The organism is Niveibacterium umoris (assembly GCF_014197015.1).
Classification (GTDB): Bacteria; Pseudomonadota; Gammaproteobacteria; order Burkholderiales; family Rhodocyclaceae; genus Niveibacterium; species Niveibacterium umoris.
In genome coordinates this window covers 1,279,136-1,294,456 of the sequence record NZ_JACIET010000002.1, presented here as the reverse complement: position 1 = coordinate 1,294,456, position 15,321 = coordinate 1,279,136, and the positions used below count along the sequence as shown (strand labels likewise).

Genomic DNA, 15,321 nt, shown 5'->3' with positions numbered 1-15,321 from the left:
GTGCAACTCACCGGATCGCCCCTACGCCGAAATGCCGTCGATGCCTCACTCCGAACGCGGCCGCCTGATCGGCGCCCTGCTCGTCCTTGTTGCCGCAGCCTGCTTCGGGCTGATGCCGATATTCAGCGCGCCGGCCTGGCGCGACGGCCTGCGGCCGGCCGATCTGCTGAGCCTGCGCTTCGCGATTGCCGCGGCGATCCTGTGGCTGATCGTCTTCACCCGACGCCAGCCGCTGCCGCGCGGCCACAGCCTGTTCCTGCTGATCGGCATGGGCACGCTGGGCTACGCCGGCCTCGCGATGTGCTACTTCACGGCGCTGACGGTGGCACCGGCGGTCGTCGTTGCGCTGCTGCTCTACCTCTACCCCGCATTCGTCACCGCATTGGCCTGGTTGCTGCATGGCGAGCGCGCCGATCGCAGGCGCCTGATCGCGCTCGGCTGCGCACTGGGCGGCTGCGCGCTGACGATCGGCTATGCAAGCGGCGCGCAGCCGCTGGGCATCGCGCTGGGTGTTGCGTCGGGCCTGATCTATGCGCTCTACACGCTGGCCGGCCGGCGGCTGCCCGCCGGCACCCCGGCGTTCTCGCAGGCGGCGGTGGTGTGCAGCAGTGGCTGTCTCGCGATCTCGCTGCTGACCCTGCCCACCGGCCCCCATCTGCCGCAGAGCGCCCAGGCCTGGGCGGGGGTGGTCGCGCTCGCCGTGGTGTCCACCGTGCTGGGGGTCAGCTGCTTCCTCGCCGGGCTGCGGCGGCTCGGGCCCACCCGCACCGCGACGCTATCGACCTTCGAACCGGTGGTCACCGCGCTGGCCGGCGCGGCCTTTCTCGGGCAGCCGCTGGGCCCCGGCACCCTCGCAGGCGGCGCGCTGATCCTGCTGGCCGGATTCCTGGTGGTGGGGCGCTGAGATGCCGACCGGGCACCGCAGGCGTCAGCCCGCTGCCCCAAGGATCACCGCTTCAGCGCTGCGCGCACCCGCGACCTGATGGCATGATCGGTCACCCAGCCACCGGCCGCCGCAACCCGCCATGATCCAACGCTCGCTCCGGCTCGTCCTGCGCCTGCTTTTGCCATTTCCCTTGCTCGCAGCGCCAGATCTGGGCGCGGCCCCCGCCGAAGTGACGGCGACCATGCCGCGCCTGGTCGTGCAGTCCGGCCACTCAGGCAACATCGACGCCATGCAGTTCTCGCCCGATGACCAGTTGCTGGCCACCGGTGGCAACGACAAACGCATCAAACTCTGGTCAGTCGACGACGCTCGCGAGTTGCGCACGATCACCGCCGGCGCAGATCGCCTGACCGCACTCGCCTGGCTGCCAGGCGGCACCGCACTGGTATCGGGCGACGAAGGGGGCGAGGTTCGCATCTGGAATGCGGCCGCCGGGGCGATGCTGCGGTCTTGGCATTGCAGTGGCGAGCAGAGCTCGTTCCTGCGCGTCGCGGATCTGGCCGTCACCGAACGCGGCGCCGCGGTGGCGGTCGCCTGCGGTGACCGCATACGCCTGTACGACAAGGCCGAAGATCGCGCCAAGTCCGAGAACTGGCTCGTGCTCCTCGATCCGGCCAGAGCGCAGCCGCGGCTGCGCATCGCGTTGCAGCATCGTCAGGTGTCGTCGCTCGCCTGGTCGACGGACGGACGCGAAATCTTCGTCGGTGACGAGGACGGTTCGCTGCGAATTTTCGATGCCACCACCGGTGCGCTTCGACGTGAATGGCAGGCACTGGGCGGCACGGTAATGGCGCTTGCGCCGGATCCCGGCGGACGGTGGCTGGCCGCTGCCATCTGGACACGCGACAGCCAGGCGGGGCGTATCGAAATCGTCGCGCCGGCGAGCGGCCGCCGCCTGCGCACGATCCCGACCCCGCTCGGTCGCCTGCGCCAGTTGCAGGCGGCGCCGGACGGACGCTGGCTGGCGGCGGTCGACGAAGCGGCGCAACTGCGCAGGTTTGATCCGGCCGACGGCCGCGAACTGCTGCCCGCGCTCGCAATTGGCCAGTCCGGGCATCAACAGCTGGCGCTCAGCCACGATGGACGCCGCATGGCGACGAGCGACTGGTCCTCGCTGGTGATCCGCACCGCCGCCGATGGCCAGGTGCAGGCCGACCTCTCGGCCGGGGTGGACGGCGTGCTCTCGATGGCGCTGGCGCCGGACGGCCGCAGCCTGGTCGCCGGCAACCAGCAGCGCGGCCGCTTCGGCGTCTGGTCGCTCACCGAGGGGCGCCTGGTGCGGCAGCTCGAGACCGATGGTCTGGCGCTGGCCGGTGCACCCGCAGGCGGCCTCGCGCTCTCGCCGGACGGTGCCTGGATCGTCGCGCTGACCGACGGCGCACTGCAATGGTGGCCCACTGGCACGACCGGGACGCCGCGACGCACACCGCTGCCGCCGGACTTCAACGGCCCGCTGGTGTTCTCTGACGATGCGCGCTGGCTGGCGGTCGGCGGCCGCCATGTGCGGGCGCTGCTACTCGACGCACGCAGCGGCGACACCACGAGGGTGCTCGAAGCCGCCGCAGCACGCGGGGTCGACGATTCCTATGTCGTGCAAACCCTCAATTTCAGTCACGACGGGCAGACGCTGCTGGTCGCCGGCTCCGACGCGGTCGCCGAAGTCTGGCTCACCGCCACCGGCGAACGCCGCTGCACACTGGACACGTCGATCACGGCCGCCACGCTGCTGCGCGGCGACCGCCTGCTCGCCACCGGCAACAACGCGGGCGGCGTGCGACTATGGGATTACCGCGCCTGCGAGGCGGTGTACCCGCTGCAGGAAGAGGACGAACTCCTCGAAGTCAAGGCGTTGCGTTTTTCCAGCGATGGCGAACTGCTGGCCAGCGCCGGCGAGGACAACCTGGTGACGCTGTGGCGGCTCGACGACACGCCGCATCGTCTGCACGGCCTGCAAGGGCACGAAAGCTCGGTGCAGGCACTGGCCTTCGCCGACCACGACCGCCTGCTGTTTTCGGCCAGCACCGACGGCACCATCCGGCTTTGGCGCAGCCCCGGCGGCGAGTTGCTGGCCACGCTGGTCGCCTTCAGCGATGGGCGCTGGGTGGTCACCGACCCCGAGGGCCGGTTTGACACGGCCGACCTCGAATCCATCCCCTACCTGCACTGGGTTCTGCCGGACGACCCGTTCCGGGCGGTGCCGCTTGAAGCCTTCATGAAGGACTATTTCGAGCCACGCCTGCTTGCCCGCATCCTCGCCGGCGAGCACTTTGCACCCGTGCGCCCGCTCGCGTCGCTCAACCGCACCCCGGTGTCGGTACGCATCACCGCGATCGAACCCGACCCGTCCGACGCACAGCAGGTCAGCGTGACGGTGGAGGCCGCTGGCGCAACCAGCCGTCCACGCAACGGCGCCCAGGCTACGCAGCCGGCGACCGCCGCCCACGACCTGCGACTGTTCCGCGACGGCCAGATCGTGGGCCATGCCGACGGTCGCCTGGCCACCCCCGGCGCGGGCCGCTACACCCAGCGCTTCAGCGTGCGGCTGCCGCGCACCGCCACGCAGACGCGATCCGAGGTGCGCTTTTCCGCCTACGCCTTCAATGACGACCGCGTGAAAAGCCCCACCGCACGCATGAGCTATGAGACACCGGCGATGCGCGGTCGTGCTGCAACGGCCGAGCGCGGCAAAGCCTACGTCATCAGCGTTGGCGTCAATCAGCATGAAAACCCGGCGTGGGATCTGGGCTTCGCGGCCAATGACGCACGTGTGCTGGCCGCCAGCATCGTGGCCGCGCTGGATCGGCGCGGCACCTATGCACAGGTGGTGCCCCTGACACTGACCTCCGACGGTGCGACACGACAAGCGAGCAAGGCGGCGTTGCGGGCCGTGATCGCCCGGCTCGCCGGTGAATCGCTGCCGCGCGAGCAGGTGCTGGCGCTCGCGCAACTGCCGGGCGCGGACGCGCTACGCAAAGCGGGGCCCGACGACTTGCTGCTGCTCTCTTTCGCCGGCCACGGCTTTACCGACGGCGGCGGCCAGTTCTATCTGATCCCCCAGGACACCGGCGGCAACGAAGACGGCCGGCGGATCACCCCCTCGCTCAAAGCCCATGCGATCGGCAGTGACGAGCTGTCGATGTGGCTGCGGGACGTGGACGCAGGCGACCTGACGATGATCGTCGACGCCTGCCAGTCCGCCGCCAGCGTGCAGTCGGAAGGCTTCAAACCCGGCCCGATGGGCAGCCGCGGACTCGGGCAGCTGGCCTTCGACAAGGGCATGCGGATCCTCGCCGCAAGCCAGAGCGACGAGTTCGCGCTGGAGGACCAGCGCCTGCGCCACGGCCTGCTCACCTACAGCCTGGTGCACGACGGGCTACAGTCGCGCCGCGCCGATTTCGCGCCGCCCGACCAGCGCATCTGGCTGGATGAGTGGCTGCAGTACGGCGTGCAACGGGTGCCGACCCTGGCCGAGGAGATCCGCAGCGGCAAGCGCCCTGCGGGGGATCGCGGCGCCCGCGTGCACCGTGAGAGCGCCGCCGGGGGGGCGGCGGCCCCGCGCCCCGCGCAGCAACCGGCACTGTTCGATTTCAACAAGGGGCGCGCCGGCATTCTTCTCGATCAATGGCCCTGATCCGGGGGCCGGCCGCGCCTTGCTGAAGGCCTTGACGCGACAGGCGCCGGCGCCTGCGCCCTCAAGCATTGCCGCGCGCGGCCGAAAACACTGACAGGAACGCTTGTCGGAGCCGCATCATGCGCAGCGCAGCTATTCGTCTTTCCCTGCTCGGTCTGTGTGCCCTCGCACAGCCCGCCCTATCGGCGGACTGGTTCCATGTCGCACGGGAAAAAGGGCGCAGCATCGATCTGGACCGCGCGAGCGTGCTCGCTTCAGACGCCGGCACCAAGGTCGCCTGGGGGCGCGTCGTGCTGACCGACGAGGAAGTGGACGCCGCCGGCTACAAGACGGTCAAGGCGCTCAACCGCTACGACTGCCGCAGCCAGACGTTCCTGACGGTCAAGCGGGTGTATCTCGACAAGCAGGGTCTGACGATCCGCGAAGAGCCGGCCCAGGCGCCCAAACCGATTCCGATCCAGCCCGGCACGCTCGACGACCACTTCTTCAAGGAAGTGTGCAAACCGGCCACGCTGCAGCAGTTGGCCAAGGTCGCGGCGGCGGCTGAACAGAAAGCACTGGAAATGTCGGGGCCGGCCCCGAAATTGAACAAGCCGGACGTGGCGATGCGCCACGCCGATCTGCAAATGGTGAAGGAAGAGCCGCATGCAGAGGCGCCCAGCGACAAGCCGATCACCAGCAAGCCCTTGATCCAGCTGCCGCCCAAGCCCGCCCCGCGCGTGACCGAGGCGCCCAAGGCCGAAGCGCCACCGCCTCCGCCACCGACCGCGGCGCCGCGTTACTACCGCCCGCCTCCGCGCAAGAGCGTAGCGCCGAAAGATGCGCACGAGGCACCGCCGTCGCATGCTGGCGAGATGATCATGTCGCCGCACGCGCATTGGAGCTATGAAGGCGAAACCGGCCCGCAAAACTGGTCGCGCATGAAGCCCGAATACGCCACCTGCGGCAGTGGCAGCCGGCAATCGCCAATCGACATCCGCGACGGCATCAAGGTGGAACTGGAGCCGATCAAATTCGACTACAAGCCGAGCTACTTCCGCATCATCGATAACGGCCACACGATCCAGGTCACCGTCGGGCCGGGCCTGAACATGGAAGTCATGGGCCGCACTTACGAGCTGCAGCAGTTCCACTTCCACCGCCCCTCGGAAGAGCGCATCGACGGCCGCGCCTTCGACATGGTCGTGCACCTGGTGCACAAGGATCTTGACGGCAAGCTGGCGGTCGTAGCGGTGCTGCTTGACCGGGGTAGCGCACATCCGCTGATCCAGACGCTGTGGAACAACCTGCCGCTGGAGAAGAACGAGTCCTATCAGCCCGCGGTGGCGATCAACCCGGCCGATCTGTTGCCTTCCGACAAGAGCTATTTCACCTACATGGGCTCGCTGACCACGCCGCCTTGCAGCGAGGGCGTGCTGTGGATGGTGATGCGTCAACCGGCCCAGTTGTCGCCGGATCAACTCGCCGTGTTCACCCGCTTCTACCGCAACAACGCGCGGCCGATCCAGCCCCCCAACGGGCGTATCATCAAGGAGTCGCGCTGAGGTCCTGGCGGCGTTTCGGCCGCCCGGACCTCAGCGCCGGGATGGAATGTGGGCACACCCCTGTCCGACGCCGCAAAGGCGCTTCACGTCACCATCGTCCGCGACCTGGATGAGCTGAGCACGGCTCAGACCGAATCCGAAATCATCCAGCGCGGCGTCGACATCGCGCAGGCCGCCACCGGCAGCCGTATCGCCTACCTGCATTTCATCAACGACGATCAAAGCTCCATCGAACTGGGCGTGTGGTCGCACGACACGCTGGCGGGCTGCCAGGCCGTCTACGACCGGCATTACCCGATTGCAGCCGCCGGCATCTGGGCCGAGTCGGCGCGTACCCGGCGCGCATGCATCGATAACGACTACGCCGCAGCGCAGGGCAAACGCGGGCTGCCCGATGGGCACGTGCACCTGCGCCGCCATCTCGGGCTGCCGGTGGTCGACGAAGGACTGGTGCGAATGCTGGTGGGCGTCGGCAACAAACCCATCGACTACGACGAAAACGATGTTGCGCTGCTGGACATGGTCGCCCGCCGGATCTGGTCGCTGACGCGACAGCGCCGCTTGCTCGAGCAGTACATCGACCTTGCCCGACGTTTCCGCCATGTGCAGGAACTCGCCTTGATCTGCGGCTTCGAGTACGACGTCGATGAAGACCGGATCAGCTTCGATGCCGTGTTCGATCCGATCTTCCATGCCGACGCCTTCAGTGAGCGCCCCGGCAATCTCGCGGCCTTTCTCGAAAGGGTTGCGCCGGGCGATCACGAAGAGGTTCGCGCCGCCGTCGGCGGCGAAGCTACGGCCCGGCGTGTCGCCCGCATCACATGCCTGCGGTACTCCGGCGAGCACTTTCCCGCGGAGCTGAAGGTGGAGTTCCGCCCACGGGAGGTCGGTCGCGGCGTCATCGGTATCGGCATCCTGCAGGACATCAGCGAGGAACTTGCGGTCGAAGACCTTCGCCAGCGCGCCGACCACGACCCGCTGACCGGGCTGCCCAACCGCCGCCACCTCGATCACTGGTTCAGTCAGGGCCTCGGGCGTCGCGGCGACAACGACGGCGTCGCCTTCCTCTACGTGGATCTGGACGATTTCAAACCGGTGAACGATCGCTTCGGACACGCCGCCGGTGACGAAGTGCTGCGCATCGTCGCGCAACGACTCGCGCATGCCGTGCGCAAGGACGATCTGGTCGCCCGCCTCGGCGGTGACGAGTTTGCCGTGGTGCAGACCGGCCGCGTCACACGTGAATCGGCGGCGGTGCTGGCAGGCAAGATTGTCAAACTGATCGCCGAGCCCATCACCGCGCTGGGGCGACCCTTGCAGATTGGCGCCAGCGTCGGCGTCGCGATCAGCTACGACGCGCAATGCGCACTCGACGAGATCTGCGCCGCCGCCGACGCGGCGCTCTACAAGGTCAAGGCGGCCGGTGGACGACGCTACCTGATCAGCGGCACCGACGTGGCGTCGTGAGGCGTCCTCGCCGCGGCAGGCCGGGCCTCAGCATGCCCCGCGCAAAGTGAAGCGGGGAAAGAGCACACCCAATACATCCGCCAGCGAAGGCGGAATGCGAGCATCACGCGACAAGGCGGGTGAGATGCATTCACGCGCACGGAACGTCTGCAGGGCGAAGTGTTCGACGCCCAGCGTGCGCGCAGCGTGTGCCGCGCGCAGGGCCGCCGCCGGCGCGACAAGCTGCGGATGGAAGGTCATGCGGAATTCATGGGCAACGCCGGACGACGCGATCCTTTGCGCCGACGCCCACGCGCGCCCGCCGCTGCCCGCAACGCCGGTCACGGTTTCATAGCGGGCGGGGTCGGTCTTCAGGTCGAAGCCCACCCAGTCGAGTTGGGGGAGCAAGGCCTCCAGCCGTTCAGGGTAAGCCCCCCCGGTGTGCAGCCCGACGGCGTAACCCAGTTCACGCACGCGCGAGATGGCTTCCGGTAGCGCACGATCTGCGGTCGGTTCGCCACCCGAGAAGACCACGCCGTCGATGAAGCCGCGGCGGCGGATCAGCTGTGCCTCGACTTCCTCCCAGGCAATCGGGGCGGGGCCGAGCCGGGTCTGCAGCTCCGGGTTGTGGCAGTAGCCGCAGCGCCACGGGCAGCCGCGCAGGAAGACCACGGCCGCAAGCTTGCCGGGCCAATCGATCGTCGAGAACGGGTTGAAGCCGCCGACCTGGATGCGCTGTTGCCAGGGTGCGCGTGGCAAGTCGTGATCCACTGCGTGCACCGAGCAATCAGACCTTGCCGCAGCACGCGGTTTCGCGGAAGTACTGGCGTTCGTAGAACTCGCCCTGTTTGCCGCGGTTGAAGGATGCGACCGGGCGGTGATAGCCCATGACACGGGTCCAGATCTCGCAGGGCTGGCGCTCGCTGTCGTCGAGTTCGGGGTGGCTGGCGAATCGTTCGGTACGGGTCTCGTGAATCATGTTCGGGCTCCTGTGTGGGGTTCAGTGCAAGGGCGCGGCAGCGCGTTTCTTCGCCAGCAGTTCGTTGTCGCACTTCGGGCAGAACTTGTGTTCGCCGGCGATGTAGCCGTGCTTCGGGCAGATCGAGAAGGTCGGCGAGATGGTGATGTAGGGCACGCGGAAGCGTTCGAGCGAGCGGCGCACCAGTTGTTTGCAAGCCTCGGCGGAGTCGATGCGCTCGCCCAGATACAGGTGCAGCACGGTGCCGCCGGTGTACTTCGACTGCATCGCCTCCTGGCGCTCCAGTGCCTCGAAGGGGTCACCGGTAAAGCCGACCGGCAGTTGCGTCGAGTTGGTGTAGTACGGGTGGTCCTCGGTGCCGGCCTGCAGGATCTCCGGCCAGCGCTTGCGGTCTTCCTTGGCGAAGCGGTAGGTCGTGCCCTCGGCCGGTGTGGCTTCGAGGTTGTAGAGGTGGCCGGTCTCTTCCTGGATCTGGCTAATGCGCGCGCGCAGGTGATCGAGCAGCTTCAGGGCGAGCGCTTCGCCGGCCGGGGTGGTGATGTCGTCGGCGTTGTCGGTGAAGTTGCGGATCATCTCGTTCACGCCGTTGATGCCGATGGTCGAGAAGTGGTTGCGCAGCGTGCCGAGGTAGCGGCGGGTGTAGGGGAAGAGCCCGTCGTCCATGTGGCGCTGGATCACCTTGCGCTTGATCTCGAGGCTGGTGCGCGCAAGCTCGACCAGTTCGTCGACGCGCGCAAACAGCGCCGCCTCGTCGCCGCGATACAGATAGCCCAACCGCGCGCAGTTGATCGTCACAACGCCCAGCGAGCCGGTCTGCTCGGCGGAGCCGAAGAGGCCGTTGCCGCGTTTCAACAGTTCGCGCAGGTCGAGCTGCAGCCGGCAGCACATCGAACGCACCATGTTCGGCTTCAGTTCGCTGTTCACGAAGTTCTGGAAGTAGGGCAGGCCGTACTTGGCCGTCATCTCGAACAGCGGCGTGCAGTTGGCGTGATCCCAGTCGAATTCCGGCGTGATGTTGTAGGTCGGGATCGGGAAGGTGAAGGCACGGCCCTTTGCGTCGCCCTCCATCATCACTTCGATGAAGGCGCGGTTGATCAGATCCATCTCCGCCTGCAGATCACCATAGGCGAAGGGCATTTCCTCGCCCGCGATGTAGGGGATCTGCTCCTTCAGGTCTTCCGGGCAGACCCAGTCGAAGGTCAGGTTGGTGAAGGGCGTCTGCGTGCCCCAGCGCGAGGGCACGTTGAGGTTGTAGACCAGCTCCTGCATGCACTGGCGCACCTCTTCGTAGCCGAGGCGGTCCTTGCGCACGAAGGCGGCGAGGTAGGTGTCGAAGGAACTGAAGGCCTGCGCACCGGCCCACTCGTTCTGCAGCGTGCCGAAGAAGTTCACGATCTGCCCCACCGCGCTGCCCAGGTGCCTGGGCGGCCCGGACTCGACCTTGCCCGGCACGCCGTTGAGGCCTTCCTGCAGCAGCGTGCGCAGCGACCAGCCGGCGCAGTAACCGGCCAGCATGTCCAGGTCATGGATGTGCACATCGCCCTGCTTGTGCGCCTCGCCCACTTCGGGCGGATACACATGGTTGAGCCAGTAGTTGGCGATCACCTTGCCCGAGACATTGAGGATCAGCCCGCCGAGCGAGTAGCCCTGGTTCGCGTTCGCGCGCACCCGCCAGTCGCTCTGCGAGAGGTACTCGTTGATCGAACCGATCGCATCCACCACCGCACGGCGATCGGTGCGCAGCTTGGCCCGCTGCTCGCGATAGACGATGTAGGCGCGCGCGGTGGCGAACCAGTCCGCCGCGACGAGCACCTGCTCGACGATGTCCTGGATCGCCTCGATATCGGGCGTCCCGCCGTGGAAACGATGTGCCAGCACCTTGCCCACCGTCGCCGTCAGGCGCGCCGCCTCGCCCGCCTCGAATTCACCGGACGCCGCACCGGCGGCCACGATGGCCTTGCGGATTTTTGCGACGTCGAAGGGCAATGTACGCCCATCGCGTTTGAGGACTTGCGCCGGCAGCGCGCCGAGCAGAGGCTGGGATGCGGTCAATGGCAGGCTCATGGCAATACACTACATATAGTGGCAACTTTAGGTTCGCAACACTATATGTCGTACACACCAACATGAGGAGCCGCCATCGCCATGAATCGTGACGGCGCTTGATGGGGGTCAAGCGGGGTGTTTTCCGCGCTTGTGATGTGAAGACGACCGCTTGCGTCCGGCGGCTGGCATCGGTGGTGGTGCAGGTCCAAGTCAACGCCGCCCGGGCCGGGAAGCGGCCCGGCCCGCATGCGGCGATGGAACAACGCCCGGATTCAAGCCGCGCGCCGCGCGACCACAATCCGGGTCACGCCACCCAGGCGCATGACCCCGCCCTTGCGTAGCGAAGGCGCCATCGCGACGAGGTCAGCCGCCCAGGCGCGCTGCACCGTTTGAGGCAGCGTGTTGAGCAAGCGCCCCATGCCGAAGGCGCGCGTCCACGCCACCAACTCGGCGGGTGTTCGGGCCTCCATGACATCAACTTCGACCTCCTCCTGCGCAAGCAGATCGAAACCCGATTCGACGAGATCGCGCGCCAGCGCATCCGCCGCCGCGTAGCGAAACGTTCCCTGTACGCCGATTTCGATGGGCGGAACCGGCGCATGACGGGCCAGGACTTCGCGCGGCAAGGAAAAGTACGGCACACGCTCGGGCTCGGCCCACACGGCCACAACCAGAAGTCCACCCGGTCGCAAGGCATGGCGGGCGCCCTTGAGCGCGGCAACCGGGTCCTCCAGATACATCAAGCCCCATCGCGCGAGCGCAGCATCGAACGATGCTTGGGGCAGCGTGGCGAGCGATTCTGCCGCCAACCGCCGCAATTCGAGATTGCGCACGCCTTCGCGCTGGGCTCTCGCCTGCGCCATCCGCAACATGCTCTCGGCGCAATCGGTACCGACCACGCGACCCTTGGGCGCCACGCGTCGTGCCGCGCGAAGGGCCGGCTCGCCCCGCCCGCTCGCGATGTCCAGCACCTGCATGCCCGGCCGCAACTCGGCCAGGTCGAGCATGCGCTCGCTCAAGGGCGCGGACAGGCGCGCCTCGTCGGCGTCGTAGCGTGCCCAGATCGCTTCGATACTGGGCGGGGGGCCATCCTCAGTCATGGTCGCGCTCCTGTGGCTTGCAACAGCCTAACGGGATTGCACGGCATGACGCCAGCGGCTGCGCAGCAGCCACGCCGTCGCTCATGCCATGCTCTAATTCGGCCATGACGACGACGCCCCAACCCTCACTCTGGCAGACGCTGCTGACCCGCAAGATGCTGATCTGCATCGTGCTGGGTTTCAGCTCCGGCCTGCCGCTATTCCTGCTCTTCAACCTGGTGCCCGCGTGGCTCAAGACCGAAGGCCTGTCGCTGAAGGCGATCGGCGCCTTTGCGCTGGTGCAGTTTCCCTACACCTGGAAATTCCTCTGGGCGCCCTTCGCCGATCGCTACGCGGTGCCCGGTCTGGGCCGGCGACGGGGCTGGATGCTGCTGTCGCAGCTCGCGCTGATCGGCGCAGTAGTGGCACTGGGGGCGCTGAATCCGGTGGTCGACCTGAGCGCGGTGGTGGCGCTGGCGGCCCTGGTGGCATTCCTCTCCGCCACGCAGGACATCGCGATCGACGCCTACCGGCGCGAACTGCTGGCAGAAACGGAACTGGGCTTCGGCAATGCGGTGTTCGTCAACGCCTACAAGATCGCCGGCCTCGTGCCCGGTTCGCTGTCGCTGTTTCTGGCCGACCATCTCCCTTGGTTCGAAGTGTTCGCGATCACCGCGGCCTTCCTGATTCCGGGCGCGCTGCTGTCGCTGGCCGTGAGCGAACCCGCCGCCGCCAAGGCCGCGCCGCGAACCTTGCGCGATGCGGTGGTCGAGCCCTTCCATGAGTTCTTCAACCGCCACGGCTGGCAAAGCGCGGCGCTGGTGCTGGCCTTCATCTTCTTCTACAAGCTGGGCGATTCACTGGCCACCGCGCTCGCGACACCGTTCTACCTCGAGATGGGCTTTTCCAAGACCGATATCGGTATCGTCGCGAAGAACGCCGGCCTGTGGTGCAGCGTGGCGGGCGGTCTGCTCGGCGGCGTGTGGATGATCAAGCTCGGCATCAACCGCGCCCTGTGGCTGTTCGGGGTGGCACAGGCGGTGGCGGTGCTCGGCTTCGCCTGGCTCGCCTGGATCGGCCCCGGCAGCGGCGACGCAACGCATCTGCTGCAGCTGGGCCTGGTCATCGGGGCGGAAGCCTTCGGTGTCGGGCTGGGCACCACAGCCTTCGTGGCCTTCATTGCACGCACCACCAACCCCGCCTACTCCGCCACGCAGTTTGCGCTGTTCACCAGCCTGATGGCGGTACCGCGGACGGTGATCAACGCCTTCGCCGGCGTTCTGGTCGAGCAGATGGGCTGGTTCAATTTCTTCTGGCTGTGCTTTGCGCTCGCCCTGCCCGGCATGTGGCTGCTGGCGCGGGTGGCGCCGTGGCGCGACGACGCCGCCTGACGGCGCCGGCCAGGCCGGCCCGCGGGCGGGGGCCGGCACCTGCGTGACACCTACAGCTTGAAATGCCGCATCTCGTCCTGCAGCCCCTCGGCGAGTTGTTCGAGGTGACGCGCCGTGCCCGCGTTGTCGGCAACCGACGCGCTGGTCTCTTCGGCCATCTGCGCGATCTGCTCGACCCGCTGCGCAAGTTCGGTCGCCGCGGCGCTTTGTTCGCGCAGCGCTGACGAGATATCGGTTACCGCGTCGGTGACCTTTTCAGAGCCGCGCTGGATGGCCTGCATCGACGCGCCGGCTTCTTCGGTCAGGCCCACGCCCTGCTCGACCCGTTCGACGCCGGTCTTCATCGAGTCGACCGCGCTGCGGGTGCCGCGCTGGATGATCTCGATCATCGCGGTGATCTCCTGCGTCGACTTGGCGGTGCGTTCGGCCAGCTTGCGCACTTCGTCCGCGACCACCGCGAAGCCGCGACCCTGCTCACCGGCGCGCGCCGCTTCGATCGCCGCGTTGAGCGCGAGCAGGTTGGTCTGGTCGGCCACCTCCTTGATCACGCCGACGATCTTGCTGATCTCGTCCGAGTGCCGCCCCAGTTCTTCCACCACGGCCGACGCCTGGTTCACGGCATCGGCCACGCCGCGCACCTCGCTGACGAGCCGTACCACTACCGCCTCGCCTTCCTTGGACAGGTGCCCGGCTTCGGTCGCCACGCTGCCGGCCTCCTCCGCGCTGGTGCTGATGTGGGTGATGCCGACGGTCATCTGCTCGACCGACGCGGCCATGCTCGAAGCGGCATCAGCCTCCTGCTGGGACGCGACCGAGATTTCCGACGAGGAACGCGCCATTTCCTGCGAAGCCTGCGTCACCCGGTCGGCGCTCTCGCGGGTCTTGCGGATCAGGCTCGCGAACGAGTCGGCCATGTCGTTGAAGCTGCGCACGAGCTGGCTCATCTCGTCACGGGTGCGGTCCGCGATGCGCGTCGTCAGATCGCCTCCTGCCATCCGGTGGGCGCCTTTCGAAAAGTCGGTGATCTGTTCGACGATGGCGAAGTACGCGCCGAGCCAGAACCACATCGCCAGCGCAAGCAGGACGAAGACACTGCCGAAGTCGAGCACGATCGTGCGCATGTTGCGGGCAACCCGGTCTTCGAGCAGGGCAGCGATGCTCGGCATCATGACGGTGAACATCTTGTCGTATCCGCCGTCGATGGTCTTCGTGGTCAGATCGAAATAGGCCTTCGGATCGGTGGCAAAGCTGCCGGTCAGGATGTCCTGCCGCACCAGGTCGGTCACCGCCTTGATGCTGGTGGCGAGTTCCTCGGTCACGCCCGCGAGCTTTTCCTTTGCCGAGCCGCGCGAAGCCTTGTCGATCGCCAGTCGCGACAGCCGGATCTGGCCGTCGATCTGCGCGAGCAAGGCACCAAACTCGATCTTCTGGGTCTCGTTGATCTCTTTCTTCGTCAAGATCGCGGTGCCGCGGGCCCGGCTCTGGCCCAGACTCTCGAGCACGATCGGCAGCTTGTTCACCACGACGTCGATCAGGTAGTACGAATCCGCTTCGGGATCCAGCGTGAGACCGAACTCATCCGCCACCGCGACCTGGAATACCAGCGCATCGGCGAGCAGGGCGGTATGGGCGACAAGGTTGTCCGGCGGCTGTGACTGCGACCAGCCACTGCGGATCTGCTCCCACTTGCCCTTGATGCCCTGCCAGCTCTCGCCTTTGCCCATCTGGGTCGCGGCGAGCCCCTGGTCGACGCGAGCGAGCAATTCGAGGATCTCCTTCTCCTTGCCAGCGCGGGTGTCCTCCAGCGCCTTGTTACCCGACAGCACCGCGGTGGAAGCGCCGCGATGGATCTGCAGCGCACGGATCAGCTTCTGCGTGTCTTGCAGATACGCCAGGCCCTGCAACTCGTTGCGGGTATCGCGCACCTCGCCGTACAAGGCCTGGAACAGGTGCACCAGCAGGATCAGGATCGCGAGTGAGGTCATCGTTCCCATCACCACATACTTCTTGGGGAAGCTCAGGCGATTCATCAAGGCAATTGCGGGTCTGAACACGGCTTTCATGAAGCGCTCACTCGCTTTCAGGGAATAAGGGACGACCTTCTCAGTTGCGGCATTTGGCCGGATATCTTGAGGGTGACCTGTCGCACGGCGGACATTCCAACTGCACCCGGCGTCGTCCGCCTTGGCACTTCACTCTGGCTCACCGTTTGCGGCACCGCAAACCGGAATTTCGGGCAAAGCGCCGTGAGGGGTCTAA

8 protein-coding genes and 1 pseudogene are annotated in these 15,321 nt (G+C 67.1%); 5 read left to right on the top strand and 4 right to left on the bottom strand.

All coding sequences use genetic code 11. From position 1 onward, the window contains the following. Window positions 1-40: 40 nt before the first annotated feature. The 4 genes from GGR36_RS17915 to GGR36_RS17900 all read left to right on the top strand — a co-directional run bounded on the left by GGR36_RS17915 (window position 41) and on the right by GGR36_RS17900 (window position 7,588). Entirely contained in the window at window positions 41-904 is an 864-nt protein-coding gene (locus GGR36_RS17915) for a DMT family transporter (protein ID WP_183636139.1), read from the top strand. 121 nt (window positions 905-1,025) lie between these two features. Then, window positions 1,026-4,577, top strand: coding sequence for a WD40 domain-containing protein (locus tag GGR36_RS17910; protein WP_183636138.1), 3,552 nt, complete (start codon window positions 1,026-1,028; stop codon window positions 4,575-4,577). Window positions 4,578-4,696: 119 nt separating this feature from the next. Further along, window positions 4,697-6,121 carry a carbonic anhydrase gene (locus tag GGR36_RS21975; protein ID WP_183636137.1) on the top strand — a complete coding sequence of 475 codons (1,425 nt, stop codon included), beginning with the start codon at window positions 4,697-4,699 and terminating at the stop codon, window positions 6,119-6,121. A gap of 48 nt (window positions 6,122-6,169) precedes the next feature. Next, entirely contained in the window at window positions 6,170-7,588 is a 1,419-nt protein-coding gene (locus tag GGR36_RS17900) for a diguanylate cyclase domain-containing protein (protein ID WP_183636136.1), read from the top strand. A 27-nt stretch (window positions 7,589-7,615) separates the two neighbouring features. On the opposite strand, the gene GGR36_RS17895 is transcribed toward GGR36_RS17900, so the two are convergent. From GGR36_RS17895 to GGR36_RS17880, 3 genes and pseudogenes are all read right to left on the bottom strand, one after another. Continuing rightward, the gene (locus tag GGR36_RS17895; protein WP_183636135.1) at window positions 7,616-8,326 is read right to left on the bottom strand and encodes an anaerobic ribonucleoside-triphosphate reductase activating protein; all 711 of its coding nucleotides are present in this window, start codon (window positions 8,324-8,326) and stop codon (window positions 7,616-7,618) included. Window positions 8,327-8,354: 28 nt separating this feature from the next. Then, window positions 8,355-10,610, bottom strand: a pseudogene (locus GGR36_RS17885) (ribonucleoside triphosphate reductase). A 254-nt stretch (window positions 10,611-10,864) separates the two neighbouring features. Further along, window positions 10,865-11,692, bottom strand: coding sequence for a class I SAM-dependent methyltransferase (locus GGR36_RS17880; RefSeq protein WP_183636132.1), 828 nt, complete (start codon window positions 11,690-11,692; stop codon window positions 10,865-10,867). A 104-nt stretch (window positions 11,693-11,796) separates the two neighbouring features. Between GGR36_RS17880 and GGR36_RS17875 the strand changes: the two genes are divergently transcribed. Further along, complete coding sequence (locus tag GGR36_RS17875; protein ID WP_242533298.1) at window positions 11,797-13,062, top strand: AmpG family muropeptide MFS transporter; 1,266 nt, start codon at window positions 11,797-11,799, stop codon at window positions 13,060-13,062. A gap of 50 nt (window positions 13,063-13,112) precedes the next feature. Here GGR36_RS17875 and GGR36_RS17870 read toward each other — a convergent pair whose 3' ends face one another. Further along, the gene (locus GGR36_RS17870) at window positions 13,113-15,125 is read right to left on the bottom strand and encodes a methyl-accepting chemotaxis protein (RefSeq protein ID WP_207064495.1); all 2,013 of its coding nucleotides are present in this window, start codon (window positions 15,123-15,125) and stop codon (window positions 13,113-13,115) included. Between the last annotated feature and the right edge of the window lie 196 nt (window positions 15,126-15,321).

Coding starts and splice junctions, on each gene's coding strand:
- GGR36_RS17910 (WP_183636138.1), top strand. CDS start 1,026: ATGATCCAACGCTCGCTCCGGCTCGTCCTGCGCCTGCTTTTGCCATTT.
- GGR36_RS17875 (WP_242533298.1), top strand. CDS start 11,797: ATGACGACGACGCCCCAACCCTCACTCTGGCAGACGCTGCTGACCCGC.
- GGR36_RS17880 (WP_183636132.1), bottom strand. CDS start 11,692: ATGACTGAGGATGGCCCCCCGCCCAGTATCGAAGCGATCTGGGCACGC.
- GGR36_RS17915 (WP_183636139.1), top strand. CDS start 41: ATGCCTCACTCCGAACGCGGCCGCCTGATCGGCGCCCTGCTCGTCCTT.
- GGR36_RS17870 (WP_207064495.1), bottom strand. CDS start 15,125: ATGAAAGCCGTGTTCAGACCCGCAATTGCCTTGATGAATCGCCTGAGC.
- GGR36_RS21975 (WP_183636137.1), top strand. CDS start 4,697: ATGCGCAGCGCAGCTATTCGTCTTTCCCTGCTCGGTCTGTGTGCCCTC.